Source organism: Paraburkholderia agricolaris (assembly GCF_009455635.1).
Taxonomy (GTDB): domain Bacteria; phylum Pseudomonadota; class Gammaproteobacteria; order Burkholderiales; family Burkholderiaceae; genus Paraburkholderia; species Paraburkholderia agricolaris.
This window is the reverse complement of the sequence record NZ_QPER01000001.1, coordinates 2036423-2062625: the sequence shown is the minus strand read 5'-3', so window position 1 is coordinate 2062625 and position 26203 is coordinate 2036423. Positions and strand designations below refer to the sequence as shown.

The 26203-nt window shown below is 62.6% G+C and carries 19 protein-coding genes and 3 pseudogenes; 7 read left to right on the top strand and 15 right to left on the bottom strand.

Features of this window, described 5'->3' with window-relative positions:
* Window positions 1-31: 31 nt before the first annotated feature.
* The gene (locus tag GH665_RS38720; RefSeq protein ID WP_167530933.1) at window positions 32-184 is read right to left on the bottom strand and encodes a hypothetical protein; all 153 of its coding nucleotides are present in this window, start codon (window positions 182-184) and stop codon (window positions 32-34) included.
* Between the two features lie 246 nt (window positions 185-430).
* Between GH665_RS38720 and GH665_RS09295 the strand changes: the two genes are divergently transcribed.
* Window positions 431-1828, top strand: a complete 1398-nt coding sequence (locus GH665_RS09295; protein ID WP_030102858.1) for an MFS transporter — start codon at window positions 431-433, stop codon at window positions 1826-1828.
* Window positions 1829-1911: 83 nt separating this feature from the next.
* Here the strand turns inward: GH665_RS09295 and GH665_RS09290 are convergent.
* The 6 genes and pseudogenes from GH665_RS09290 to GH665_RS09270 all read right to left on the bottom strand — a co-directional run bounded on the left by GH665_RS09290 (window position 1912) and on the right by GH665_RS09270 (window position 8006).
* Window positions 1912-2566, bottom strand: a pseudogene (locus GH665_RS09290) (glycosyltransferase family 2 protein).
* The gene (locus tag GH665_RS09285; RefSeq protein WP_153135608.1) at window positions 2563-3168 is read right to left on the bottom strand and encodes a class I SAM-dependent methyltransferase; all 606 of its coding nucleotides are present in this window, start codon (window positions 3166-3168) and stop codon (window positions 2563-2565) included. Before GH665_RS09285 ends, GH665_RS09290 begins: the two are co-directional and overlap by 4 nt.
* 24 nt (window positions 3169-3192) lie before the next feature.
* Window positions 3193-4356 (bottom strand): acyl-CoA dehydrogenase family protein, encoded by a 1164-nt coding sequence (locus GH665_RS09280; RefSeq protein WP_153135607.1) that lies wholly within the window; start codon window positions 4354-4356, stop codon window positions 3193-3195.
* A 198-nt stretch (window positions 4357-4554) separates the two neighbouring features.
* Window positions 4555-6513 (bottom strand): PAS domain-containing hybrid sensor histidine kinase/response regulator, encoded by a 1959-nt coding sequence (locus tag GH665_RS09275; RefSeq protein WP_153135606.1) that lies wholly within the window; start codon window positions 6511-6513, stop codon window positions 4555-4557.
* A gap of 153 nt (window positions 6514-6666) precedes the next feature.
* Window positions 6667-6860 (bottom strand): annotated as a pseudogene (locus tag GH665_RS39080) (DHA2 family efflux MFS transporter permease subunit); the annotation flags it as partial.
* Window positions 6861-6956: 96 nt separating this feature from the next.
* Complete coding sequence (locus tag GH665_RS09270) at window positions 6957-8006, bottom strand: NAD(P)/FAD-dependent oxidoreductase (protein ID WP_153135605.1); 1050 nt, start codon at window positions 8004-8006, stop codon at window positions 6957-6959.
* Between the two features lie 259 nt (window positions 8007-8265).
* Here GH665_RS09270 and GH665_RS09265 point away from each other — a divergent pair, with 259 nt between their 5' ends.
* The gene (locus GH665_RS09265; RefSeq protein WP_153135604.1) at window positions 8266-9378 is read left to right on the top strand and encodes a porin; all 1113 of its coding nucleotides are present in this window, start codon (window positions 8266-8268) and stop codon (window positions 9376-9378) included.
* An 89-nt stretch (window positions 9379-9467) separates the two neighbouring features.
* A complete protein-coding gene (locus GH665_RS09260) occupies window positions 9468-10505 on the top strand; it encodes a nucleoside hydrolase (RefSeq protein WP_153138331.1) in 1038 nt (345 codons plus the stop codon).
* Between the two features lie 98 nt (window positions 10506-10603).
* Here GH665_RS09260 and GH665_RS09255 read toward each other — a convergent pair whose 3' ends face one another.
* Entirely contained in the window at window positions 10604-11530 is a 927-nt protein-coding gene (locus GH665_RS09255) for a LysR family transcriptional regulator (protein WP_153135603.1), read from the bottom strand.
* A gap of 82 nt (window positions 11531-11612) precedes the next feature.
* Here GH665_RS09255 and GH665_RS39535 point away from each other — a divergent pair.
* A pseudogene (locus tag GH665_RS39535) lies at window positions 11613-12960 on the top strand (NCS2 family permease).
* Window positions 12961-12982: 22 nt separating this feature from the next.
* On the top strand, window positions 12983-14080 hold the full coding sequence (gene add / locus GH665_RS09245) for an adenosine deaminase (RefSeq protein WP_153135602.1): 1098 nt from the start codon (window positions 12983-12985) through the stop codon (window positions 14078-14080).
* Window positions 14081-14144: 64 nt separating this feature from the next.
* On the opposite strand, the gene GH665_RS09240 is transcribed toward add, so the two are convergent.
* Window positions 14145-15005 carry a LysR family transcriptional regulator gene (locus GH665_RS09240; protein WP_028198612.1) on the bottom strand — a complete coding sequence of 287 codons (861 nt, stop codon included), beginning with the start codon at window positions 15003-15005 and terminating at the stop codon, window positions 14145-14147.
* Window positions 15006-15154: 149 nt separating this feature from the next.
* On the opposite strand from GH665_RS09240, the gene GH665_RS09235 reads away from it, so the two are divergent.
* Both GH665_RS09235 and GH665_RS09230 read left to right on the top strand, forming a co-directional pair.
* Window positions 15155-16570: a DHA2 family efflux MFS transporter permease subunit gene (locus tag GH665_RS09235; RefSeq protein ID WP_281357274.1), complete on the top strand. Its 1416-nt coding sequence runs from the start codon at window positions 15155-15157 to the stop codon at window positions 16568-16570.
* 383 nt (window positions 16571-16953) lie between these two features.
* The gene (locus GH665_RS09230; RefSeq protein WP_153135600.1) at window positions 16954-17880 is read left to right on the top strand and encodes a LysR family transcriptional regulator; all 927 of its coding nucleotides are present in this window, start codon (window positions 16954-16956) and stop codon (window positions 17878-17880) included.
* 258 nt (window positions 17881-18138) lie between these two features.
* Here the strand turns inward: GH665_RS09230 and GH665_RS09225 are convergent, their stop codons facing one another.
* The 6 genes from GH665_RS09225 to GH665_RS09200 all read right to left on the bottom strand — a co-directional run bounded on the left by GH665_RS09225 (window position 18139) and on the right by GH665_RS09200 (window position 25429).
* A complete protein-coding gene (locus GH665_RS09225) occupies window positions 18139-19389 on the bottom strand; it encodes an IS256 family transposase (RefSeq protein ID WP_153134964.1) in 1251 nt (416 codons plus the stop codon).
* A gap of 740 nt (window positions 19390-20129) precedes the next feature.
* Complete coding sequence (locus tag GH665_RS09220) at window positions 20130-21578, bottom strand: isoxanthopterin deaminase (protein WP_153135599.1); 1449 nt, start codon at window positions 21576-21578, stop codon at window positions 20130-20132.
* Between the two features lie 17 nt (window positions 21579-21595).
* Window positions 21596-22348, bottom strand: coding sequence for an ABC transporter permease (locus GH665_RS09215; RefSeq protein ID WP_153138329.1), 753 nt, complete (start codon window positions 22346-22348; stop codon window positions 21596-21598).
* A gap of 107 nt (window positions 22349-22455) precedes the next feature.
* Complete coding sequence (locus tag GH665_RS09210) at window positions 22456-23289, bottom strand: ABC transporter ATP-binding protein (RefSeq protein ID WP_153135598.1); 834 nt, start codon at window positions 23287-23289, stop codon at window positions 22456-22458.
* Between the two features lie 2 nt (window positions 23290-23291).
* Entirely contained in the window at window positions 23292-24338 is a 1047-nt protein-coding gene (locus GH665_RS09205; RefSeq protein WP_153135597.1) for an aromatic ring-hydroxylating dioxygenase subunit alpha, read from the bottom strand.
* Window positions 24339-24397: 59 nt separating this feature from the next.
* On the bottom strand, window positions 24398-25429 hold the full coding sequence (locus tag GH665_RS09200; protein WP_153135596.1) for an ABC transporter substrate-binding protein: 1032 nt from the start codon (window positions 25427-25429) through the stop codon (window positions 24398-24400).
* Window positions 25430-26203 lie beyond the last annotated feature (774 nt).

Here is a 26203-nt window from a genome sequence, read left to right as displayed (position 1 = left end):
TAACGATAAATACCGGCCGTTGGTGCGACGCTTACTGCGGGCGGCGATGCGCTTCGGCAAGTACCGCGCAGTTTTGCAGATGCAGGTTGAGCGCATGCAGAGCCAGGGCGCGGAGCTTGCCCAGCCACGTGGTGTTGGCGGCAGTTGCGGTGCGGACGGTAGCGGTGTTGGATGCAGTGTTCATGACGGGCTCCTGTATAGGGTTTATACCTAGGGAATAACCCGATTATAGTCTTCTCGTGCCGCACCGCAACAAATATCAATAACATTGTCGGCATGTTGTGCGAGGCCGACATCCGCGGCCCGCGCAATCTCGAAAAAGGGCGGCATCAGTTGGCGCACAGGCGTCGCGCAATTAACCATCCGCACCGTACAGGTGCAATAATGACGCCTTTGCCTGCGGCCATCCGCCGCAGATCGCCTGCTCCCCATGACCGTCGTCGAGAAAGCTCTGATTGCGCCCCTTATCGTCGCATGTGCGATGTTCATGGAAAGCGTCGATGCGAATGTGATCGTCACCGCCTTACCCGCCATGGCGCGCGATTTCGGGCGCGATCCGGTCACGCTGAAAATCGCGGTAACGAGCTACGTGCTGGGTCTCGGCGTGTTTATCCCGGTATGCGGCTGGCTCGCTGACCGCTTCGGCGCGCGCACGGTTTTCCGTACCGCGATCGGCATTTTCGTGGGCGGCTCGCTGTTGTGCGCCGCGTCGAACTCACTGCCCACCTTCACCCTCGCCCGCTTCGTGCAAGGCGTCGGCGGCGCGATGATGGTGCCGGTCGGGCGGATCATCATCTTCCGCGTGGTGCACAAGTCCGACTTCATCCGCGCGATGAACTATCTGAGCGTCCCCGCGTTGCTCGGACCGGCCGCCGGGCCGCTGCTCGGCGGCTTCATCACCACCTATCTGCACTGGCGTCTGATCTTCTTCATCAATGTGCCGATCGGCATTCTCGGCATCTATCTGACCAACCGCTATATCGCCAATACACGCGAACCGGATCCCGGCCCGCTCGACTGGATCGGCTTCTTTCTGTCGGCGGCCGGCGCGGTGCTGCTTCTGCTCGGGCTGTCGCTGGTGGGCGGCGAGCTCATTTCGAATCAGAACGCGTTCGGCATGTGCGCGAGCGGCGCCGTTCTGCTTCTCGGCTACGTCGTGTACGCGCAGCGCGTCGAATTTCCGCTGCTAGATCTGCGTTTTTTCAAAGTGCCGACGTTCCAGGCGAGCGTGCTCGGCGGATCGTTGTTTCGTATCGGCCTCGGCGCGTTGCCGTTTCTGCTGCCGCTCATGCTGCAGGAAGGACACGGCATGAGCGCGTTCGAGTCCGGCCTGATCACCTGCGCGTCCGCATTCGGCGGCATGTTCATGCGTACGGTCGCGTCAAGCGTGCTGCACCGCTTCGGCTTCCGTTCGGTGCTGGTGGTAAACGCGGCGCTCTCAGGCATATCGATCGCGGCGTGCGGACTGTTTTTTCCCGGCACGCCGACCTGGATCATCTGGTTCGTCGTCTTGCTCGGCGGCTTCTTCCCGGCGCTGCAGTTCACGAGTCTCAACTCGCTGACTTACGCGGAAATCGCCAGCCGCGATGTGGGGCGCGCCACGAGTCTCGGCAGCGTAGTGCAGCAGATGTCGCTCGGCCTGGGCGTGACGATAGGCGGTATCGTGCTGCAGATTTCGCGCGTACTGCATGGCCATCCGAGCATCACGTGGTCGGATTTCTGGCCCGCGTTCCTGGTGGTGGGCCTGTGCTCGTTCGCGTCGATTCCCGTGACGCTGCGCATGCCGCATGGCGCCGGTGAAGAAATCTCGCGGGGCGGCCGAGGATAAAGTCCCTCCGCCTCAGTCCGTCTTGCGGCTCAAATGGCGGCGCCCACTTCGTTCCTCGAGCCTGAACCGGACCACCCAGCGCGCTAGCCGCTCGCCAATGCAGCGAGCGTATCGCCGAAGCCGCCGCGAGCACGCGTCGCCGTGCGCGCGCTCGTGATCACGCGCGGTGCGGCGCTCCACGCGATGCGGGCGCCAGTCGCGATCAGGCGGTCGACCAGCGCAACGTCTTCGCTGCACGTGAGCGGCGGGAAGCCGCCGGCCCGTCGATACGCTTCGGCCGAGACGCCGAGATTCGCACCGTGCACGTGGCGGTGGCCATCGGCGTCCACATAGGTTTTGCGGAAATATTCGCGCACGCTGTGGGGATGCGTGGCCCAGTCGTCGACGGCAATCGAGCCGCACACTGCGTCCGTGTCCAGCGACAACTGCGCGACCAGCCAGCCCGGCGACACGCGGCTATCGGCATCGGTGAAAGCGAGCCAGCGGGCGCCGTCCGCCAGCAGAAAATCGGCACCCGTCGCGCGCGCAATGCCAACGTTGCGCACCTTCAGCGTCAATGTCTCGACACCGTAAGCACGTGCCACCGCGCCGGAAAAAATCGTTGCAGGCATCGAGCACGATAACGATCCGCACCGGCTCGCCGGCCAGACCGGCATGGCGCGATGCTTCGATCAACGCGGCAAGACACGGCGCCAGCAAGGCCTCTTCGTTATGCGCCGGAACGATCACGCCGATCATAGGAGCCCCTCGCGTTGCGCCACTGAACGCGCGTCGTACGACCAGACGTCGATCAGCAGATCGGCTTCGTCGTGATGCGCGAGACGCGACAGGCCGCAGCGCGCATCGAACAACGCGTGCGCGGCATCGGCGGAGGCGAGCGCTTCGGCAAACGGCCGGCGCCAATGGCATGCGAGCAACGTGCCGTCCGGTGTGAGCGACGCGGCAATTCGCGCGGCCAATGTTTCGAGATCGGCTGCATCGAGGTAGTAAGCAAGTTCGCTGATCACGATCAGCTCGAACGGTCCCGCCTCGGTCGGCCATTGCTGCGGCACCCTGCGCTGTTCCACACAGACCTGCGGCAAGCCGGCCACCCGTTCGCGTGCAAGACGTACGGCCGTTTCGTGCAGATCGGCTGCGAGCAGCGCGTCGCATCGGCTTGCCAGCGCGGCCGTCAATTCGCCGTTCGCGCAGCCCGGCTCGAACGCGTTGCGATAACGCGGACGCGGTAACAGGGCAAGCGTAAGCGAGCGCTTGCGGTGCTCGTACCAGCCTTCGCGCAGGTGCCAGGGGTCGTCGCTGCTTTGGTAGAGTTCGTCGAAATACATCGCTGTGGAGGACATGTCAGCGGCCCTCCGCGTATCGCGTCAGAGCGTCCACGGCGCACCTCCGGCAACAGAGCCGGGCCCGGCTTTGACGATCAGTTCGCCGAGCGCGGCAAGATCGCGTTCGGCATGGCTTTGCCGCAGGAACACCGGCAGGTCGGCCAGCGCCCGGGCAAAGCTGGCATCGCGGCATAACGGAGCGGCACCGAGCGTACGTGTCGCGTGGGCCATCACCTCGGTGGCCGCTTCCTCGACGACGAGACGGACGCGCATGGCTTCTGGTTGAGCGTCGGCCTGGGGGTTCGTGTCGATATGAGCGGCGGTTTCCCGCAGCACGGCGGCGGCACCCGCCAGGGCCACGTCGACCGCGCCGAGGTGGGCAAGCCGATGTTCGTCGGCGCGTTGCATGGATGCGTCGCGCAGCGTCCGCGCGATCTGCGATGCCGCGCCGTACCAGCACGCGGCAATACCGGCGCCGCCATGCCAGAAGCCCGGCCGGCGCACGTAAGCATGCGCGCCGCCCACGAGCGTGGCCGCGGTCCGATTGAAGGTAACGTCGGCACTGGCGGTGGCTTGCATACCGACGGCTTGCCACTTCGAGGTGTCGATTGAAATCGACGCCTGATCCATCGCGACAGCTGCAAGCACAGGTTCGCCATCGAGCCATGCGGTGACGAGCGCGTGACTGACCGCGCCCGCGCCCGAACACCAGGCTTTCGTGCCGTTCAGCGTCAGTTGCGCGGCATCGTCAGCGCCACTTGCACCTTTGCTGGCCTGCACGCGCGCGTCAGGCGGCTCCGCCGCCCATACTCCCCAGCGGCTGCCAACGGACGGCGTGGGCCCGTGCAACTCGGCGAGAATCGCCAGCGCGTCGGTATGGCCTTCGAACAGTTTGACGAGACTGAGATCGTACGCGGCAACCGTGGCCAAGGCGCGCCAGCGTGCGAGCGTGTGCCCGCGCCCCGGCAACGGCACGCAGGGCAAACGGTCATAGCCCCGTTCGATCAGCGCGTGAAAAACATCGCCCAGCGCGGCGGGGTCTGCCGTATCGAAACACGTGTGATGCAGAAAATCTTCCAGCGACCCGGCAGAGCGCACCGTCGATTGCGAGGTGAATCCCGAATGAGGATCGCGAGTGTGGGTTCTGCTGATTCGTTCCGGCGACAGCGCACTCGCGCTGGCCGCTCGATCGCGCGTGTCGAGCATCGTGCCTCCCTGAAGCAGTTCGATCTATGCGCGCGGACTTTGGATAGCAGCGGCGCGTGCAGACAAACAGCAAGCGGCGTGCCGCAGGGATCGAACAGCCGGGACACGCCGAGCTATTTCAGGGGTGATAGCGCTCAGGATGGCGCATAGCATGCTTGTATGAAGGAAGCACGGCCGTTGACTTCAGCCCGCAGCGCACTACCCGCGCCGCGCTTCCGCCTGTTCCAGCAACGCCTCGAACAGCGCGAGGTCCACGGGCTTGACGAGATGAGCGTCAAAACCGGCCGCCTGGGTACGCTCGCGATCGCTTGCGTGCCCGAAGCCGGTCATCGCGGCGAACACCGTGCCGGCCAGCGCGGGCATCTCGCGCAAGGCCGCCAGCGTCGCGAAACCATCCATTTTTGGCATCGCGAGGTCGATCAGGGCAAGGTGGGGTACGAGGCGCGGCGCGACATCGAGTGCCTGCGCGCCGTCGTAGGCAATGCGGACTTCGTGGCCTTTGAGTTCGAACAGCATGGCAAGACTGTCGGCGGAGTCGCGGTTGTCGTCCACTAGCAGAATTCGTAACGGCGCCACCGCCGTGCTCGCAACACCGGCCTGATCAACCTGGGTTTCGGCCGGTGCCGCGGCAAGCGGCAAACTGAGTGTGAACGAACTGCCGCATCCCTCGCCCGCACTGCTCGCGATAATGCTGCCGCCATGCATTTCGATCAACGATTTGCACAACGTGAGGCCGATACCGAGGCCACCTTCGCCAAGGCTTTCCCCACTCTTTTCCTGCACGAACAACTCGAAGATCGTATCGAGCGAACCTACAGGAATGCCGCGGCCGCGGTCGCGCACTTCCAGCACCGCCATGTGAGGCTCGATTCGCCCCAATATCTCGATACGGCTGCCGGACGGTGAAAATTTCGACGCGTTATGCAACAGGTTTTGCAGCACTTGCACAAGCCGCGTGGTGTCGCCGCTCACGACAAGCGGCTCGGCCGGCATCTGCGTCGCCACGCTCTGCGAGCGCGAATCGGTAAACGGCCGCGCGGCTTCGATCGCGCGCGCCACTACTTCGACCAGATCGACACGTGCAAGACGCAATTCGACTTTGTCCGACATGATGCGGCCGACGTCGAGAAGATCGTCGACAAGGCGCGTGAGATGCGTGACCTGACGATCGATCAGATCACGTGAGCGCGCCAGCGTGGGACTCATACCCGCCTCGAGTTGCATCACACCGATCGCGTTACGCACTGGCGCAAGCGGATTGCGCAACTCGTGCGCGAGCGTGGCCAGAAACTTGCGCATACGCTCGCCCGAACGTTCCAGCTCCTCACGCTCGCGGCGTTCGGTCAGATCGCGTGTCACCTTGGCGAAACCGCGCAACCGGTTCGATTCGTCATACACGGCGGTAATGTTGACGTTGGCCCAGAAGGTCGTACCGTCCTTGCGCACGCGCCAGCCTTCGTCCTCGACACGGCCGACCTGCCTCGCGATCGCCAGTTCGCGCGCGGGTTTGCCGGCTGCCACTTCTTCGCGCAGGTAGAACGTCGAAAAATGCCGGCCGACGATTTCTTCGCGTGTATAGCCCTTGATACGCGCGGCGCCTGTGTTCCAGCTCACCACGTAACCATCCGGATCGAGCATGAAAATCGCGTAGTCTCTCACGTTGTCGACCAGCAGACGAAAGCGCTCCTCGCTCTGCCGCAACGCCTCCAGATACTCGCGCTGTGCAGTGAGGTCGCGGGTGATCTTGGCAAAACCCGTCAGCACACCCGCCTCGTTGCGTACCGCCGTGATGACCACGTTCGACCAGAACATCGTGCCGTCTTTGCGAACCCGCCAGCCCTCGTCCTCGAAGCGGCCGATCAGCGCTGCCTGCTGCAACTCGTAATCCGGCCAGCCGCGCGCCACGGCTTCGGCGGTGTAAAACTGCGAGAAGTGCTGGCCGATGATTTCGTGCGCCGCGTAACCATTCAGCTTCTGCGCGCCGACGTTCCAACTGACGATATGCCCGGTCGGGTCCAGCAGAAAGATTGCGTAGTCCTCGATCGACTGCACCAGCGACCAGTAATCGACCTCGACGGGCGGCTTCGCCACGGGCACCGACGAAACATGGGCAGCCTCGTTGTTATCGCGTGCGGAGCGGGCTTCAGTTTCGTTCATGGTGAAAAGAGTCTTTTGGTATGTTCAAACAGCATACACCGGCTCAGTTTCATGTTTCGCCTGTTACCCGGCACGTTATCGCCTCGATCACTGAAAACAGCCATATTTGACGCCGCGCATGGCCGCGGGACGTCAATGCCCCCCGGCGCCCGCCGCCGCTGCGACGCTCGACCTGTTCACACTGATTTGCTCGGCGAGCCACGCATGATGCAGGATCGTGCGGTCATTCCAACCTGTTGTAGCAAGCGACGTTCCCACTGCCCCCGCAAATACCCGCACAAAATTAGACTGGCCCGCGGCGGCCGAATCTTGTCAGTGGCGAGGCCGGAAAGAATGATCGACTTAATGGCCAACCCCACGCTTTGCGTGACGCTGAAACTCTCTGGCAGGCTCAGTCGGACCAAGCGCAGCGCCAGCCCCTCCTGCGCCACCCACAGAATGGTTCAGGCCGCTGCCCCCACCTTCTCCGCCAGCTTCGCGTCGTAGCTGGAATGGACATGCACCCGCTTCTTCTCCGGATAGGCGTACGCATAGGCCTTGCGCAGCGCTAGCGATGCCTCGTGGAAACCGGACAGGATCAGCTTCTGTTTGTTCGGATAGTTGGCGATGTCGCCGACCGCGAAAATGCCGGGCCGCGAGCTTTCATAGTTGGATGTATCCACATCGACGCGGCCGCCGTGAATCGACAGATTCCACTGCGCGATCGGTCCAAGATCGGCGACCAGACCGTACAGCACGACAAGTTGCTCGGCGTCGAGCTGCGTCTCGCCTTCGATATGGCGCAGCGCGATCGATTGCAACGCATCGTTCTCGACGTTGAGTCCCGCAATCGCGCCGACGACAAAATCCATCTCCCCGGCCTCGACCGCCCGCCGCATCGCGTCGGCGCTCGCATTGGCCGCGCTGAAACCGTTGCGGCGATGCACCAGCGTCACGCGCCGCGCGACCTCGCGCAAGGCCAGCGCCCAGTCGAGCGCGGAATCGCCGCCGCCCGCCACCACCACGGTCTTGCCGGCAAAATCGGCAAGACGTTGCACGCTGTAGTGGACGTGACGCGACTCCAGCGGCACGGCTTCGGCAAGCGCCAGTTTTTGCGGGACGAACGCGCCATTACCGGCGGCAAGCAGAATGGCCGCCACGTCGAATACGAGGCCGCGATCGGTATGCACGGTCCAGCGCCCGTCGTCGCGCTGCTCGACCGACTCGACCCGTTGCTCCAGATGAATCGGGACATCGAAGGGCTTGCATTGCACCAGCAAACGCTCGACCAGTTCACGCGCCGTACACGACGGAATCGCGGGAATATCGTAGATCGGCTTGTCCGGATAGAGCTCCGTGCATTGTCCGCCGACCTTGTCGAGCGCGTCGACAATCTGGCATGACAGGCCGATCACACCCGCTTCGAAAGCGGCAAAAAGGCCCACAGGGCCTGCACCCACGATCAGAACATCGGAGCGAATCGGTTGCGGAAGGGGGTCTGCGGCGGTCGTCATGAGGTGCTCGCTGGGTAGGTCGATGATGTAGGTCGATGAGCCACCATACAGAATCGCCCGAGGCCCGGCAACGATGCCATTACAGGCTATAAGGACGCTCGTGCCGGTTGTTCCAGCGAGCGGCGCAGATCTCATTGAATAGATTAAATTTATGGAACTATAAAAAAACAACATTATTTTTATAACCAACGAATTCGTATAGTCGAGCCCAGTTCGAATGCGCCCCTTCTTCGGCGCCCTCCTTTCCCGCTACTGGACCATGATGAAACTACTCAAGTTCGCCCCTCTCGCGATCGCCGGCGCGCTCTCCAGCGTTGCCCATGCGCAAAGCAGCGTGACGCTGTATGGCCTGATTTCGGCGGGCGTCGGTTATGCGACCAATCAGGGCGGCAAGAATGCGTGGCAGGCACTCTCGGGCACCAACCAGAATCCACGCTGGGGTCTGAAGGGCATTGAGGACCTGGGCGGCGGCACGACCGCGATCTTCCAGTTGGAGAACGGCTTCAACGTAATGTCCGGCACCGCGTCGCAAAACGGCCGCGAATTTGGCCGGCAGGCGTTCGTCGGGCTCTCCAGCAAAACCTACGGTACGTTGACCTTCGGCCGTCAGTACGACACGGTGCACGATTACGTCGGCCCGGTGATCATCGCGAGCAACGGCGTAAACATCGGCGACAACGACAACGGCTATAACGACATTCGCGTACAAAACGCGGTGAAGTACGTGACACCCGACTATCGCGGGCTGAAGGCCACGGCCGAATACGGCTTCAGCAATGCCACCGGTTTCGCCAACAACAACGCGTACAGCTTCGGCGCCGGTTACGAAAACGGACCGCTGAAGTGGAGCGTGGTCTACGCGCAATACAACAACCCGTTTAGCGCGACCAATCCGGACGGCGCGATTTCGAACGACTACGCGTCGTCGCTGCTGATCTTCGCGAAGAGCGCGCTGCATCCGGCCGCGTACGCGAGCAAGCAACGCATCTTCGGCACGGGCGGTTTCTATACGGTCGGCCCCGCGCAATTTGCAGCGCTTTTCACCGATGTCCGCTACGATTATCTCGACGGTTCGCATCTGCATCTGCAGAACTACAACCTGAACGTGAACTACCACGTGAGCCCCGCGTTCATTCTCGGTGCAGCGTACGCGTTCACCGACGGCAAATACGACGTGATCAACACGAGCCCCAAATGGCATCAGGTCAATCTGCAGGCCGACTATTTCCTGTCGAAACGCACCGACGTCGCGTTGACGGTGATCGCGCAGCAGGCCGCGGGCGACGCGCAGCACGCGCAGATTTTTGCTTACGCTCAATCCACCGGCATCCGTCAGATGATCGCGACGGTCGGCATGCGCCACGTGTTCTGACCATGATGAAATCCTTCGACTCGACTCAGGAGCGGCGTGCGTTCTTGCGCACGGCCGTGGGGCTGGCTGCGGGTGCATCGGCATGGCCGATGTTTGCCGGCGCGGCCTCTCCAGCTACCGCGGGCTCGGCCAACACCGCAAGCGGCACGTCCTCTTCGGGCGCTGCCGCTGCGCCAGGCGGCGTGCGCCGCAGTGTGATCATCGATTGCGATCCCGGTCAGGACGACGCGATCGCGATCATGTTCGCCCTCGGGGCGAGCGACCGGCTCGACGTGCGCGCAATCACGACGGTCGCGGGCAACGTGCCGCTCGATCTCACCGAACGCAACGCCCGCATCGTGCGCGACTGGGCCGGGTACACGCAATCGCTGCCGGTCTACGCGGGCTGCCCGCGGCCGCTCACACGCGAACTGATCACGGCGGCCAACGTGCACGGCAAGACCGGCCTCGACGGCGTGCCGCTGCATGAACCGCTCGCGCCCCTCGCGCCGCAGCACGCAGTCGCGTTTCTGATCGACACCTTGCGCGTGGCGCCGCCCCATAGCGTGACGCTGTGCGCGATCGGGCCATTGACCAATCTGGCCACCGCGCTGATCGAAGCCCCGGAGATCCGCGCCGGCATCCGCGAAATCGTGCTGATGGGGGGTGCTTTTTTAGAACGCGGCAACGTCACGCCCGCGGCCGAATTCAATATCTACGTCGACCCGCAGGCCGCGCAGGTCGTGTTCGCGAGCGGCGTGCCGATCGTCGTGCTGCCGCGCGACGTCGCGGTAAAAGCGCCGATCACGCCGGCACGGATCGCACCGATCCGCGCGCTCGGCAATCGCTGCGGCACGATGGCCGCCGACATCATGGCCGCGGAAGTCGCGTATCAGAAGGGACGCAAGGGCATTGAAGAAGCACCGATGTACGACCCTTGCGCGACCGGCTACCTGATCGAGCCGTCTCTCTTCAAGGGCCGCGAGGTCAACGTCATGATCGAGACCGTCGGCGAATGGACGCTCGGTGAAACGGTGGTGGACTGGAGCGGACACAGCGGCCGCAAGCCGAACGCGACCTGGATCACCGAAGTGGACGCGGACGGTTTTTATGCCGCCTTGCGCGCACGGCTTGCCACGCTGCCGTGAGCGGTTCAAGCCGTGAAGCCGTGAAAAGCTCGACGTCGGTGAGGCAATCGGTGATGCAATCGGTCATGCAATCGGTCATGCAACGCGCGCAACCTGAGTCAGATATGTGCGGCGATCCATTCGCGGCAAGCGCGTACGTGCGGGCCACGATCGTCGCCGGCAAGCGAAATCAACGCGATAGAACGGGTGACGCGCGGCTTGTCGACGCGCAACGCGACCAGTTCCGCGTCGTGCAAGTGCATGGTGTAGAGACTGGGCAGCACGGCAATCGCCAGACGGTTGCGAACGAGTTCGTACAAGGGCTCGGTGTACTCGACGCGGTACGCGACTGTCAGTTGCAAGCCCTCGGCCCCGCCGGTGCGCCGCAGCGCGTCGCTGACGCTGCCGCGCACGAACACGGCCAGATCGCGGCCCACCAGTCTCGCCCACACAAGGCTTTTCTTCTGCGCGAGCGGATCGTCACGCCGCACCACGACCACGATCTGATCCTCGAACAGATCCTGGTAGCGCAACGCAGCTTCGCCGTCCTTGTCCGGCACGGCTGCATCGGGTTCGTGCACGCCCACGCCGAAATCGGCCGCGCCCTCGCGCACCGCATCGATCAGGGCGGTGTTCGGCATGTCGTTCAGCGTGAAGCGCAGCGACGGTTGCCGGACGCGCAACGAGGCGAGCGCAGGCAACAGGCGCGCCGCAGCCGACGGAATCAGCCCGATGCGCACGGTCTGCACGCGTTCGGCGAAGGTGCTCGCCATGTCGTCGAAGGTGCCGCGCGCCTGATTGAGCAGCCGCTCGGCGAGCGGCAGCACGCTGGCACCCGCATGCGTGAGCGTCAGCCGGTGCGCGGAGCGTGCGAACAGTGGACCGCCGAGCAGGAACTCGATCTGCCGGATCGCCGCCGTCAAGGCCGGCTGCGTCAGGGCGAGCGACTGCGCGGCCTGCGTGAAGCTGCGTGCATGCGCAAGGGTGACGAAGTACTGGATTTGCCGCAGCGTGAGCGCGGGCAGCAGGGACGAACGGTCGGTCATGGAGAGCAATGCATCGACGCAATGCGCAGCAGTATAAATGCGTGGTTACAGGATGAATCAATTGATCAATAACGAATCTTCAATGCCGAACAGCAACAATCCGGCACAGGCCGCGCGCGGCGGCTGGCTCGAACGGCGTTTCGCGCTTGCCGGGCGTAACACCAGCGTGCGTATCGAAACGATCGCCGGCATCACGTCGTTTCTCGCGGCCGCTTATTTGCTGGTGGTGATTCCGTCGCTGTTGTCGGCCGGTGGCATGGATCGCGGCGCGGCGACCACCGCGACGATTCTCGTGTTCGTGCTGAGTACGGTGTTGATGGCGCTGTACGCGAATCTGCCGTTTCTGGTGGGACCCGGCATCGGCGGCTCGGTGATTCTCGGCATTACGCTCGCAGGCGAACACGTCGCGTGGCAAACGGGTCTCGGCATTGCATTCGTGTCCGGCGTGCTGTTCCTGATCCTGACCCTGGTGGGTGCGCGCAGCCTCGTGGTGCGCCTGATTCCGGCGCAGATCAAGCTAGGGCTCGGCGCATCGATCGGTTTGTTCATCGCCGTGCTCGGCTTTCGCAACGCCGGGATGGTGATCGCCAACGCGAAGACCAACGCGCTCGCGCTCGGCGATTTCTCGCGGCCCGGCACGCTGGTGGCGTTGATCGGCCTCGGCGCGGCTGTCGTGCTGCAAGGCCGCCGCGTGCCTGGCGCGATCCTGTGGGCGATTCTGATTGCGGCCGCCGCCGGTGTGCCGCTCGGCGTCACGCATATGCCCGCGTCGTTCCTGTCATGGCCGCATAGCATCGCGCCGATCGCCTTCAAACTCGATATTGCGAGCGCGTTGAGCGTGGCCGCGATTCCGTATCTGTTCGTGTTCTTCGCGGCGGAGTTTTTTTTCGACGCTCGGCACCACGCTCGCGGTCGGCGCCAAAGCGGATCTGCTCGACGAAAACGCGAATCTGCCGAACATCAACCGGCCGTTCCTCGTCGATTCGATTGCCGCGACGCTCGGTCCGGTGTTCGGTATTCCGGCGCTGACCGCGCTGGTGGAATCCGCCGCAGGCGTTGAAGCGGGTGGGCGTACCGGCCTCTCCTCGCTTGCCGCAGCCGCGATGTTCGCGCTGATGCTGCTGTTCGTGCCGGTCGCGCTGGCCATTCCGAAGGAAGCGACCGCGCCGGCGCTGATCCTGATCGGGTTGTCGATGTTCAGCACGATCCGCCATACGCATTTCGACGACTTCAGCGACTCGCTACCCGTTCTTTCCATGGTGCTGCTCACGCTGATGTCGAACAGTTTCGGCACCGGCATCGCGGGCGGCCTGCTCTGTTACGTGCTCGTCAAGCTGCTCGCCGGCCGTTTCCGCGAAGTGCCGTGGGGTCTCTATGTGCTGGCCGTGCCGCTCGGCTATTACTTCTATACCGTGGTCAAGCCGCATTGAAACTACCGAAAACCATACCGACATGAAAGAGACATTGGGCAACGTGCCCGCATCGCGCCTCGGCATTACGCTTACCGACGCCCATCGCGCCTTCTTCACCGCTCTGCCGAAGGTCGAGCTGCATTGCCATCTGCTGGGCGCGGTTCGCCACGAAACGTTCATCGCGCTCGCCGAAAAGAGCCACGCGCCGATCGCTCGCGAAGAGATCGACGCGTTCTATACGCGCGGCGAAAAACCGGTCGGCGTGCTGCGCGTGCTGCGCGCGCTCGACGAGCATCTGCTCACGCAGGCGGACGACCTGCATCGCATCGCCTATGAATATCTCGCCGACGCCGCTTCGCACCAGGTGCGTCATAGCGAATTCTTCTGGAATCCTACCGGCACGGTACGCGTTTCGAAGATTCCCTATGCGGATGCGCAAGCGGCCATTGTCACCGCGATTCGCGACGCCGCTCGCGACTTCGGCATCAGCGCACGGCTGATCCCCAGCATCGACCGCGAAGCCGATCCCGACGAAGCGGTCGCGCTGGTCGACTGGATGTGCGCGCATCGCGCGGACGAAGTGGCGGGCCTTGGCATCGACTACCGCGAGAACGACCGGCCTCCCGAATTGTTCTGGAAGGCGTACCGCAATGCGCGTAACGCAGGTTTCAGGACCACCGCGCATGCGGGCGAATTCGGCATGCCGTGGCGCAATGTCGAGACAGCCGTCGATCTGTTGCAATGCGATCGGATCGATCACGGCTATACGATCGTCGACAACCCGCAGTTGGCGGCGCGCTACGCGGAGCGCGGCATTGTGTTCACCGTGGTGCCGACAAACTCCTACTACTTGCGCACGCTCGCGCCGGAGGTCTGGGCGGAACAGCATCCGATACGGCGCATGCCGGGTCTGGGCCTGAAAATTCACCCGAATACCGACGACCCGACACTGCACAAGGTAACCCCCGGCGAAGCATGGCAATTGATGCATAGCCACTTCGGCTTCAGCATCGCCGAGTTGCGGCAGTTCATGCTGAACGGCATTGACGGCGCGTGGATCGACGAAGCAACACGCCACGCATGGCGCGCGGCCTGGAGCGCGGAGTTCGACGCGTTGGCCGCGACCCTGCCCGCTTAGGCTGGAACGCCGACAGAATGGCGCCGCGGGTCACGTCATCCACTCAGGCACTGCCCGCCCGGCTTCATTCACCAATCCACGACCCACGTAAGTCGCTGTCGTACAGCAATTGCAGCAACGTGCCTGCCGGACGGCTCAGCCGTCTGGCGGCCAGCGCGATAAATTCCACCGAGGGCAGCGTCGGCAGACTGGCCGCGTTGAGCGGCGGCGTCAGGCCCCGGGCGGCCAGGTACTGCGGACGCACCGTTATCCCGAGACCGCCGCGCGCGGCCGCAATACAGCCCGAATGACTGCTGCTTGTGCACACCACCTGCCAGCTAAAACCGGCTTCGGCGAGCGCATCGAGCACCACGGCGCGCGTCACGCTCGGCTCCGCGACCAGAATCAGCGGCAACGGCTGGCTCAGATCGACCAGCGTACCGGTGCGCGCCAGCCACTCCAGCCGCCCCGTGAACAGCGGCACGCCACGGCGATCGCCCAGCCGCCGCTTACCGACCAGCAGATCGATCGAACCGGCGTCCAGCAACTCATACAGCTTGCCGGTCATGCCGATGGTGATTTCCAGTTCGACATCGGGATGCGCGTCGCGAAATGCCGCCAGCACCGTGGGCAGCGGCCCGAGCGCGACGTCGTCCGAAGAGCCGAGCCGCACACGCCCTTTTAAACGCGGCGCGCGAAACTGCGACTCGGCCCGCGCGAGCGCCTGCAGGATCACGCTGGCGTGCGCGAGCATGGCCTCGCCGTCCGGGGTCATGGCGAGCGAATGGGTGTCGCGCACGAACAGGCGCCGCCCCACGCTCTCTTCGAGCCGGCGGATATGTTCGCTGACGCTCGATTGCGTGAGATCCAGTTGCCGCCCCGCCTCGGTGAAGCTATGGCAGGCGGCGACGGTGGTGAAGGTCTTGAGCCAGATGGGATTGAGCATAGATCATTGTGAGCCTGGTTATCGGCAAAGTCGATAACAGTCAACGTCCCCAGTGGGGTTCCCGATTGACAGGGATGTCAATATCATGACGCAATCCCCCCAACGATTGTTTCGAGCACGGGCCGCCGATCTGTCCCCGCCAGCGCCCTATCGCTCATTTGGATATGAACAAGGATTCCGCCCAGACCGCGCTACTCTGGATCGTCGCCGCCGGCTTTTTCATGCAGTCGCTCGACACAACGATCGTCAACACCGCGCTGCCGTCGATTGCCAGGAGTCTGCACGTCGCGCCGCTCGCGATGCAACCGATCGTGGTCGCCTACACGCTGACAATGGCGATGCTCACGCCCGCGTCGGGCTGGCTCGCCGATCGCTTCGGCACGCGGCGCGTGTACTTCGCGGCGATTCTCATCTTCGTGCTCGGATCGATCTGCTGCGCGAGCGCGCATACGCTCGGCCAACTGGTGCTCGCGCGGGTCCTGCAAGGACTGGGCGGTTCGATGCTGTTGCCGATCGGGCGGCTCGCCGTGCTGCGCAGCGTCTCGAGCGAGCAATACGTATCGGCGCTCGCGTTCATTTCGATTGCCGGCCAGTTGGGGCCGATCGCGGGTCCGACGCTCGGCGGCTGGTTCGTTCAGGCTATTACCTGGCACTGGATCTTCCTGATCAACGTGCCGATCGGTGCATTGGGCCTCTATGCAGTACAGCGATTTCTGCCGGCGCATGGCGAAACTCAGGCGCCGCCGTTCGACTTTGTCGGTTGTGGGCTGCTGTCGCTGTGCATGATCGCGTTTTCGCTGGCCGTCGACGCGCCGGTGCCGTCGCACCGCCTGGCATGGTCGGCCGGCCTCTTCGCGCTCGCCGTGGTGAGCGCGCTCGCCTACATTCCGCATGCGAGGCGCCGCAACAATCCACTCTTCAAACTCGCGCTCTTTCGCGAACCGAATTTCGGCGTCGGTCTGATCGGCAATCTGGTGTGCCGCATCGGCTCGAGCGCCGTGCCCTTCCTCGTGCCCTTGCTGCTGCAATTGCAACTCGGCTACACACCGCTGCATTCGGGTCTGATGATGCTGCCCGCCGCACTGGCCGGCACCCTCACCAAACGCTGGATTGCACCGCTCGTGCGCCGCTATGGCTATGACACCTTTCTGCTCGTCAACACGGTGATCGTGGGTTCGTCGATCGTTGCGCTCGCATTGATCACGCGCGGTACGCCGCTGATCGTCGGGATCGTGATTCTGGCGGTGTTCGGCGGCGCCAACTCCATGCAATTCGCGGCGATGAACAGCGTCACGCTCAAGGGTCTCTCGCGTGAAGACGCCGGCAGCGGCAACAGCCTTTTTTCGATGGTGCAGATGCTGGCGATCGGGCTGGGCGTCTCGATCGGCGGCGGCCTCGTGAATCTGTTCTCGGCGCAATGGGGATCGGCCGCGCTCGGGTTCCGCCTGAGCTTCGTGTGCGTGGGCGTCATCACGCTGGTGTCGGCATGGATATTCCGCCACCTCGACGAAGCGCCCGTCACGCGCGAGGTGCGTGGGCAAGCGACTCAGGGCGCGGGACGCTGAGCAACGTCCCCGATCCGGCAAGCGGATGCTGGAAAAACCGTCGCCGGGTTCATTCAAACGGGCGCCGCCTGTATGGCGATGGCGGCAATATTCGATAGATCGGCAAAATCGATAATAAAAACTTACGGCCTGATCGCGTTCTCCGTTGCTCAATACAAATATGCATAAAGCATGATGAGAACCGCATTCCATGGCGCATCGGGCCAACGCATTCAGATCGGCGCTGCCCGCTTGCCTGACGCGATAGCGTGACGGTTATTCCACTCATGATGCAGCGTCATTGATGCGTTGGGAAAGCCTGGGTTTCCCGATACCCGCGTATGAATTCGAACGATATTTCGCGTTAGCATGTCGGGCATTAATGCATAACAAGGGAATATCACATGCCATTTGACGAGCGCATGCTGAACGGCATGGGCGTGCTGACGGCGATCGTCGACTGCGGCAGTTTTGCGGCGGCTGGCGAAGCACTCGATATGTCGCAATCCGGGGTCAGCCGTTCGGTTGCACGGCTTGAAACACGCCTTGGCATCCGGCTATTCGACCGCACTACTCGCTCGGTCATGCTGACTGACGAAGGCCGGCGATTTTACGAACAGATCGTTCCGCTACTCGGTGGGCTCGAGGAAGCGGCTGCTACGGCGGCGCAGGGTGCGACTGCGGTTCGCGGACGTTTGCGGGTGAGCATGGATCCATTGTTTTCGCGTCTCGTGCTGGGGCCGAGGCTCGGCGGCTTTATCGACAGGCATCCCGATCTGCAACTCGAGTTGATCACGCGCGACCAGTTAGGCGATATGGTCGCTGATGGGTTCGACCTTGCGATCCGTTTTGGCGAGCCGCCGGTTTCAACGCTGATTTCACGCAAGCTGATCGACACGCGGATTATGACGGTGGCCGCGCCGTCGTATCTGAAGAGGCATGGTCATCCGGCGAGTCCGGCCGAGCTCGAAAACGGCAAGCATGTGTGTATCAAGTTTCGCAATCCGTTGACGGGTTACCCGTTCAGTTGGGAATTTCATCGCGGGCGCAAGAAGATTGCGATTACCCCGCAGGGGCGCTTGATGGTGAATGACGTTGGCACTTTGCATAGTGTGTGCGCTGCGGGCCAGGGGGTCGCGCAGGTGCTTGCGCTTGGTGTTGAGTCGTTGCTTGCCAATGGCAAGCTGGTTGAGCTGTTTCCTGACTGGAGGGATGAGGTTCATCCGCTGTATGCGCTTTATCCTTCGCGGCATCAGCCGCCGGCTAAGGTTAGGGCTTTTTTTGATTTTGTTATGTCGGTGATGGGGGGTGGGCGGGAGGTTGCTGTTTAAGGTTTTTTTTGCCTGCGCGGCGCTTGGTTTAGCTGGTTTGCCTTTGGCGGTGGGATTTTCTTGGGCTGGAATTTTTGGCCTTTCCTTGCTGTGGTGTCTCTGTTCTGTTGCTGGTCTTTTGGCCTTTCCTTGATTTGTTAGTGGTCTATTAGCGTTGCCCCTGTGCGGGGCGGCACCTACTTCTCTTTGCCGCCGCAAAGAGAAGTAGGCAAGAGAAAGGGGGGTGTCAGAATTTCCGTGTTTAAGGCGTTTGGAGAATTACACGGGTGATCTGATGAAGCGATCCTGATAGAGGATAGCGAATTGGTTCATGGCCGTCTTCCAGTCGTGAGCGGCATGTCCCCAGTTCGCCGTGATATTTCGCAAGGCCAGCCAGATGAGCTTGGTGGCGGCCTCGGCACTCGGGAAGTGGCCGCGGGTCTTGATGATCTTGCGCAACTGGGCATTGATGCTCTCAATGGCATTTGTGGTGTAAATAATCTTGCGTATCGCGGGGGGAAACGCAAAGAACGGGATCACGCGGTCCCAGGCACTGCGCCAGGCCATGCCAATCATCGGGAGTTTCTGGCCCCATGGCCCATCGGCAAACGCGTCGAGTTCAGCTTCGGCCGCTTCCGCGCTGGGTGCCGTGTAGATCGGACGGATCGCTGCGGCCAGTGCCCGACGATCTTTCCAGCTCGAATAATCCAGGCTATTACGGATCAGATGGACGATGCAGGTCTGCAGCGTGGTGGCCGGGAACACGGCGGCCAGTGCTTCGGGCATGCCCTTGAGACCATCCGTGACGGCGATCAGGATGTCGTTGACGCCGCGCGTCTTCAGATCATTGAAGACCTTCATCCAGAACTTGGCGCCTTCGGTGCCTTCGATCCAGAGTCCGAGAATGTCGCGTGTGCCGTCCGGCAGCACGCCCAGTGCCAGATAGACCGCCTTGTTGCGTACCACGGCGTCTTCGCGGATCTTGACGCGCAAGGCATCGAAGAACACGACCGGATACATGGGCTCGAGCGGCCGGGTTTGCCAGGCGCTCACTTCGGCCATCACCTCGTCGGTCACCGAGCTGATGAAATCAGGCGAGACCTCGGTGCCGTACTGCTCTTGCAGGAAACCCTGAATCTCCCGGACCGTCATGCCACGCGCGTACATGGCCACGATCCTGTCGTCGAAGCCGGTGAAGCGGCGTTCATGCTTGGGGATCAATATCGGCTCGAAGCTGCCATCACGGTCGCGGGGCACCTCGATGCGGATTGGACCGTCTTCGGTCAGAACCGTCTTGGCACCACGGCCATTGCGCTGGTTCGTGGCGTGGGCCGGCCTGGCGGCGCCCGACGGATAGCCGAGATGGTGGTTCATCTCGCCACCCAGCGCACGCTCGATCAGGGCCTTCTTGAGCGCCATCGTGGCGGCATTGATGGCTTCGGCCGTCATCGGGCCGTTGCCGAACTGTTCAAGCAGCTCGGCAGGAATTGCCGGCAGGTCTACCGGCTTGGCTTTCGGTTTGCGAGGCATAGTCACTCCTTGGCGACATGTTATGCCTCAAACACGAAATTACTGACAGGCCCAGAGAAAGCGGCTCAAACCGCTAATTCTTAAGCGGGTCCCCCGCGCAGCCACGGTAGTGGTGCATCTGGAATCCGTGCCCCCGCACACTCCGCGCCGTTGACAAAGGACTCATCAGCTCCCACTCCGCACTGCGTGCGTCGCGGGCGGGTCTGCCTGGGAAACCAGCGGCTTTGCTTCGCGCAGCGAGCAAGCCGCAACGGCTTACGCTACTGAATTTTCGTACTTCGAATTAAATGATGCCGGCGATGGAGGCCCACCAGGCACAGGCGGCCCGTGCGACATCCTCGGTGTGCGCGAACGCAGGGAGCGGTGTTATGAACTGGGTATCGGCGCGCGCAGCGCCGCCGGAGGTATGACGCCTTTGTCACTGAGGCTGAATGTGCGAGAACACAGATTCCAGATGCACCACTACCGCTACTGTGCGGGGGACCCGCTTAAGAATTAGCGGTTTGAGCCGCTTTCTCTTGCCTACTTCTCTTTGCGGCGGCAAAGAGAAGTAGGTGCCGCCCCGCACAGGGGCAACGCTAATAGACCACTAACAAGTCAAGGAAAGGCCAAAAGACCAACATCAGACGGACCACGACCCCAGCCAGGAAAGGCCAAAGATTCCAGCCCAAGGAAATCCCACCGCCAAAGGCAAAACAGATACAACAAGCGCCGCGCAGGCAAAAAACCAACCCAAAATCTCAAACAACAACCTCCGCCAACAACTCCCGAACAGCCCTCCGGGCCTCCCCCCCTAACTCCTTAATATCAACCCCTTCAATCAGATCATCAACAACCACCCGCTTCCCAGCAGAAAAAAGCGCCGCCACCGAAGGCCTCCCCCCAGAAGCAACCGGCCCAATCGCCGGATCATGCAACCCAAAATACCTCGGATCATCGAGCCGATAAACCGCAATATCCGCGGCATACCCCACAGCAACTTTCCCAACCTCATCAAGCCCCATCACCCGGGTGCCGCCCGCCGTCCCCCAATGAATCACCTCGGCAATGCTCGCCGCGCCCGCTCCGCCTTCGAAACTGCCGCCCCGATACGCCGGCTGCGCCAGCATCCCCAGCCGTGCCCGCTGCGCCAGCCACGTCATGTGCACCTCGGAAATCATATCGGCCGCTTCGTTCGAGGCCGCACCGTCGACGCCAATCGATACCGGCACCCCCGCGTCAGCCATCTCCCGCACCGGGCAAATACCGCTGCCCAGCCGCCCATTGCTCTGCGGACAATGCGCGATACCCGTGCCCGTCTGCGCAAGCAACGCGATTTCGTCCGCGTCGACCTTGACCAGATGCGCGTACCACACATCGCTGCCAAGCCAGTCGTGCTCGCCGCAAAAAGCCACCGGCGATTGCCGGTACATCGAATACGCACTGTCCTGATAGCCGACCGTCTCCGACAGGTGACTGTGCAAGCGCAATCCGAGGCGACGCGCAACCGCCGCCGTCTCACGCATCTCCCGAGGGGAAATCGAATACAACACCGTGGTCGGCGCCATCACGACGCGCCGCATCGCTCGCGGTGAAGCGTCGTGGTATCTGGCGGCAAGCCGCTCGATATCGGCGACGTAAGCGTCCAGCGTTTCAGGTCGCAACGCCGTCGGCAAGTCGGCCTCGAGTTGCCGTGTTTGCGTCGCGCCGCCGCGCAGCAACACGAAACGCAACCCGAGTTTCTCCGCCTCCTCGAACAGAATCGCCGAACTGTCGAACGGCATGCCCGGGTAGTACACGTAGTTGTGATCGGCCACGGTCGCACAGCCGGAGCGCGCGAGTTCGATCAACCCAATGCGCGCCGCGAGCCGGAAGCGCCGCTCGTCGAATAGCGCACGAAACCGATAAGGCGTCGCGGCAAGCCACGGCGTAAGCGTGGCGTCGAGTCCGGCCGTGTCTCCCTTGAGCAGCGACTGGAACAGATGATGGTGAGTATTGACCCACGCCGGATAAATCACGCAGTCAGTAGCGTCCACGATCGTCTCGCCAGGTCGCGGCGCGAGCGCACCGATCTCGTCGATCGTATCGCCAACGATGCGAATGTCGGGACCCGGCACGCGCGATGGATCGTCCGCGGTACCACGGCCGCCTGTCATGATCGCGGCCGCGTTGCGGATCAGCGTGGAGGGTTGAGTGTCGTATGTCGTCATAAGCCTGAGCGCAAAAATCAAAGTTGGCTATCGTGCCAGCCGCGCAAACCGATGCGCGACACCCACGCCGTGATGGCAAACAGCACGACGCCCGTCACGGTGATCAGCAGCAGCGCCGCAAAGAGCCGGGGAATATTCAACTGAAAACCTGCCTGCAGAATCTGATAGGCCAGCCCCGCCCCGCTGCCGCCCGTCCCGGCGACAAACTCCGCGACCACCGCACCGATCAAAGACAGCCCGCTCGAAATCCGCAGGCCGCCGAAGAAATACGGCAACGCACTCGGAATGCGCAGGCGCACCAGCGTCTGCCAACGGGTTGCGCGATTGATCCTGAAGAGGTTGATCAATCCCGGGTTCACACTGCGTAAGCCGAGCGCCGTGTTCGAGATGATCGGGAACAGGGCCACCAACGTCGCGCACAACACCAACGCGACATTCATGTCCTTGACCCAGATGATGATCAGCGGCGCGATCGCCACCACGGGGGTTACCTGCAACAGAATCGCATACGGAAACAGGCTCGCTTCGATCAGCGGACTCTGCACGAACAGCAACGCGATAACCACGCCAAGCACGGTGGCAAGTGCAAACGCCAGCAGCGTGATTTTCAGCGTCGCCAGCAAACTGCCGAACAATAGCGGTGCGTCCTGCACCAGCTCGGTCACGATCGCCGACGGCGACGGCACCAGATACGCCGGCACCTTCATCAGCACACACCAGCCCTGCCACAACGCCAGCACCACCATGCCAACGACCCACGGCGCGATCATCTTCGCCACGCCGGGACGATGCAGCCACGGGCGCCGCGCGGCTTTCGCGGCCACTGGGTTGCGCGCCGCGTTATGGTTGGCCGAATGACCCGCAAGCACTTCGCCCGTCATGATTGCACTCCTGTTTCTTCGTTCGCGAACGACGCGCGATGCGCATCGGTAATCAACTCGGAGAGCGTTTTGCAGTGCTGCATGAACGGCTCGCTGACGCGGAACGCATCGTCGCGTTCGAGCGGACCGTCAATCGGCACCTCGGCGATGATGCGGCCCGGTCGCGCCTGCATCACCACCACGCGGCTCGACAGATACACGGCTTCGTAAATGCTGTGCGTGACGAACACCACCGTCATGCCGCGCCGCTGCCACAGCGCGCGCAAATCGCCGTCGAGGCGGTTGCGGGTGAATTCGTCGAGTGCGCCGAACGGCTCGTCAAGCAACAGAAGGTCCGGCTCGGTGACGAGCGCACGCGCGAGCGACGCGCGCATCTGCATGCCGCCCGACAGCTCGCGCGGCAGCACCTTGCCGAACTTCGCGAGCCCCACGCCATCGAGCGCTTCGGCAACACGCGCATCGGCTTCGCGGCGTGGCACGTGTGCGAGATCGAGCGGCAGACGCACGTTGTCGGCAACGGTCGCCCATGGCATCAAGGTCGCTTCCTGAAACACCATCGACATGCGCCGCCCCGGCGAGCCGACCGTCTCGAACGCTTGCCCCCACCAGCGCAGATGACCATGCGTCGGCGTTTCAATGCCGGCGAACATTTTCAGCAAGGTGCTCTTGCCGCAGCCGGACGGCCCAAGTAAGGAAATGAACTCGCCGGGTTCGATCGCGAGGCGCACGTCTTCGAGCGCGACCGTGCCGTTCGGATAGCGCTTGTCGACACGCTGCACCGAGAGCAGCGGCACAGGCGGTTTCGGGGAATAGGGTTCGGTCGAGGCCATGATCATTCCTCCACGTTGATGGGGAATACTTCGCGAAAGACTTCCGATTCACCGTTATCGTTCAACAGCTTCAGCAACATGCGGCGCATCAGCAACCCGGGCTGGTCCGATTCCATGTGGCATTCCTGCTGGCGGTGTACGTCGATACAGGCGTCGTAGTCGGTCGCTTCGAGAATGTCGCGGTCTTCGTCGGTAATCGGCCGGTCCCAGTCGATCAGTTCCTGCGTCGAGCACGCGTCCTCAGTATCGTTGCGATAGAGCCATTGCGAGAGCATCAGCGTGCGGTCGTCGATCGGCGTCGCGCAGTTATAGATGATGTGATGGATGCCGCTCGCCGGATACACGCAGCCAAAGCGGCGCGCAAACGGCATATACCAGCGGTTGATCAGATGACGCTCGGTGACTTCCTCGTTCGTGCCCGTGATGCGATAGCTCGCCGGCGGATTGCGCACCGGTACATGCGTCTCCGCTTCGAAGCCCCACTCGTTCGGCCGGAATTCGTACTTCGACGGCTTCGGGTTGTCGAACAGACCAAAGTTGCCTTTATGCACGAAACTGAAATGCGAGTTGTCGAACGAGTTCTCCATCATGCGCAGCGGGCTCGTTTCCCAGCGCTCGTAGAATTGCAGAATGCGGCGGTAGCCGGGTGCGCCCTCTTCAGGAAACTCGGGAATCGGCTGCAGCGGATCTTCGAGCGCGACCCACGCGTAGCCGTAACGTTCTTCGCAGTGGTACGACGGCACGATCGCGCGCGATGGAATCGCGCCGCCGTTGGTCTGCGGAATCTTCACGCATTGGCCGGTGCAATCGTAGGTCCAGCCGTGATATCCGCAAGCGATATTGCCGTCGCTGTCGACGAAACCCTTCGACAGTTTCGCGGTGCGATGACAGCAGCGATCGCGCAAGGCGTGCGGCTTGCCGCCTGCGCCCTTCCATAACACGATGGGCTCACCCAGCAGGGTGAACGGCTGCGGACCGGCATCGAGTTGCGCCATCGGCATGATTGCGTACCAGAAGCGGCGCAAGACTTTTTGACGGGTGACCAGCATGGGGGAAACTCCTTCTTCGAGCGTTCAGGCGTAAAAGCGGCGCATGTACCTGGGAAACCTCAGGGCATGACCTTCGCGTTCTGGATGTATTGCAGCGTGTAGGCCGAGTGATAGTCGGTCGAGGGCTTGAGCAGCTTCGCGTCGACCATGTATTCGAAGGTCTTCTTCCAACGCGCGTCGGTCATCGTGCCGATGCCTTGCGTCGCTGCGTCGCCGCCGGTCACGAGCTTGAGTTTCTTCAGTTGCGCCACGCCATAGGCGAGTTGGCCATCGCTCATCTGCGGGTTGTCTTTCTTGATCAGTGCATTGGCGGGCGCCGGATCGTTCAGATAGCTCTTCCACCCTTCCATTGAAGCCTTCACGAAACGCGCCACCACATCCGGCTTGTTCTTCAACGTATCGCGCATCGTGACGATGGTCGTGTTGTAGGGCGGATAGCCATCGTCGGCGAACAGGAAGAAGTGTGCGTTCGCGTGGGCCTGTTCGGCCTGATAGGTTTCCGACGACGGATACGCCTGCATCGCCACGTTCGGATCGGCAAAGAACGGTTGCAGATTGAAGGTGTACGGACGCGCTTGCGCCTCGGTGTAGCCGTACTTCGCCTTCAGCCACGGCCACCAGGTCGTGCGGCCCGAACCGGCGACGAGAATCGTCTTGTTCTTCAGTCCGCCAAGACTGGTCACGTCGGCATGGGTCATCATGCCTTGCGGGTCGTACTGGAACGCCGCGGCAACCGTGGTGACAGGAATGCCGGCTTCGACGCTCGAGAGCACCTGGAAGTCGTAGCCGAGCAGGAAGTCCGCCTGACCGCCGGCGAGCAACTGCATGCTGTTGACTTGCGGCCCACCCATTTTGATCGTGACATCCAGACCATACTTCTTGTAGATGCCGGTCGCGATCGCCTGATAGAAACCACCGTGCTCGGCTTGCGCATACCAGTTGGTCAGCAAGGTCACATGGTCTTCGGCGTGGACCAGCGGCGCGGCAAGTGCGGCACCGGCGACCGCGGCGGCGCTGACGGTGCGTGCCACAAATGAGCGGGCGCACGAGGCAATTCGTGCATAAGCTGAGAGAATACGCGGAACGCGCATAGCTGAACTCCGTGTGAACGTGGGGATAGTTGTGAGAGTGGGAAAGCCGGACGATAAGGAACGGGCGACGCGGCCCATGCGGCGCCGGCGCACGAGATCAGACAGACGCGCACAGGTATGCATATGAGCGAACGAATGCGGCTCACCGCGCGTGGCCGCACGACTCGCACTGACGCCTGACAGTTGGGTGAAAATTTGGGGCAACTGCATCGCACGCTCCTTGTTGGCGGAACCGGACGGTTCCGTTCAAACGCCGAATTGCTTCGACGTGGGCGCACGATGCGCCCCAAGAGCAATGCCCCACGGTGACCGGCACTCGCGTGCCGGCTCGCTAGCCGCTTCTACTCTGGTTTTCCATTAAGCGAATGTTGTGCCAGTTGTTAAGAAACGCCCCGACGACGCGCGCCCATCGAACGTTTGGGTATGTCGCGCCTCTGCCGTTGCGGTGCTAACTTTGCACTCGCGCGAAGCGGCGCGGCACCGCGTGGGTGCATCCGGTGCCCCTTTGGCGCGCCCCACGCGCTGAGCGACGCGAGGGCAAACTGCAGCCGCGCGAAGACGCCGATCAAGGGTGCAATCAATCGCCGGTTAACTGCCCGTACAAAAAAACCGGCCAGGGCGGGTCTCGATCAAGTGCTGGCGCCAGACGCCAGCCCAAGCGGCTTTGCTGCGTTTTGCCCGCAAAAGACGCATAAATTTTCCCCTTCGAACCGCTTTCACAGCGTGGACATTTTTTCCGATTTATTACTGATTATTTTTTTCCTGTAATCACCT

Coding starts and splice junctions, on each gene's coding strand:
- GH665_RS38720 (WP_167530933.1), bottom strand. CDS start 184: ATGAACACTGCATCCAACACCGCTACCGTCCGCACCGCAACTGCCGCC.
- GH665_RS09295 (WP_030102858.1), top strand. CDS start 431: ATGACCGTCGTCGAGAAAGCTCTGATTGCGCCCCTTATCGTCGCATGT.
- GH665_RS09285 (WP_153135608.1), bottom strand. CDS start 3,168: ATGTCCTCCACAGCGATGTATTTCGACGAACTCTACCAAAGCAGCGAC.
- GH665_RS09280 (WP_153135607.1), bottom strand. CDS start 4,356: ATGCTCGACACGCGCGATCGAGCGGCCAGCGCGAGTGCGCTGTCGCCG.
- GH665_RS09275 (WP_153135606.1), bottom strand. CDS start 6,513: ATGAACGAAACTGAAGCCCGCTCCGCACGCGATAACAACGAGGCTGCC.
- GH665_RS09270 (WP_153135605.1), bottom strand. CDS start 8,006: ATGACGACCGCCGCAGACCCCCTTCCGCAACCGATTCGCTCCGATGTT.
- GH665_RS09265 (WP_153135604.1), top strand. CDS start 8,266: ATGATGAAACTACTCAAGTTCGCCCCTCTCGCGATCGCCGGCGCGCTC.
- GH665_RS09260 (WP_153138331.1), top strand. CDS start 9,468: ATGTTTGCCGGCGCGGCCTCTCCAGCTACCGCGGGCTCGGCCAACACC.
- GH665_RS09255 (WP_153135603.1), bottom strand. CDS start 11,530: ATGACCGACCGTTCGTCCCTGCTGCCCGCGCTCACGCTGCGGCAAATC.
- add (WP_153135602.1), top strand. CDS start 12,983: ATGAAAGAGACATTGGGCAACGTGCCCGCATCGCGCCTCGGCATTACG.
- GH665_RS09240 (WP_028198612.1), bottom strand. CDS start 15,005: ATGCTCAATCCCATCTGGCTCAAGACCTTCACCACCGTCGCCGCCTGC.
- GH665_RS09230 (WP_153135600.1), top strand. CDS start 16,954: ATGCCATTTGACGAGCGCATGCTGAACGGCATGGGCGTGCTGACGGCG.
- GH665_RS09225 (WP_153134964.1), bottom strand. CDS start 19,389: ATGCCTCGCAAACCGAAAGCCAAGCCGGTAGACCTGCCGGCAATTCCT.
- GH665_RS09220 (WP_153135599.1), bottom strand. CDS start 21,578: ATGACGACATACGACACTCAACCCTCCACGCTGATCCGCAACGCGGCC.
- GH665_RS09215 (WP_153138329.1), bottom strand. CDS start 22,348: ATGATCGCGCCGTGGGTCGTTGGCATGGTGGTGCTGGCGTTGTGGCAG.
- GH665_RS09210 (WP_153135598.1), bottom strand. CDS start 23,289: ATGGCCTCGACCGAACCCTATTCCCCGAAACCGCCTGTGCCGCTGCTC.
- GH665_RS09205 (WP_153135597.1), bottom strand. CDS start 24,338: ATGCTGGTCACCCGTCAAAAAGTCTTGCGCCGCTTCTGGTACGCAATC.
- GH665_RS09200 (WP_153135596.1), bottom strand. CDS start 25,429: ATGCGCGTTCCGCGTATTCTCTCAGCTTATGCACGAATTGCCTCGTGC.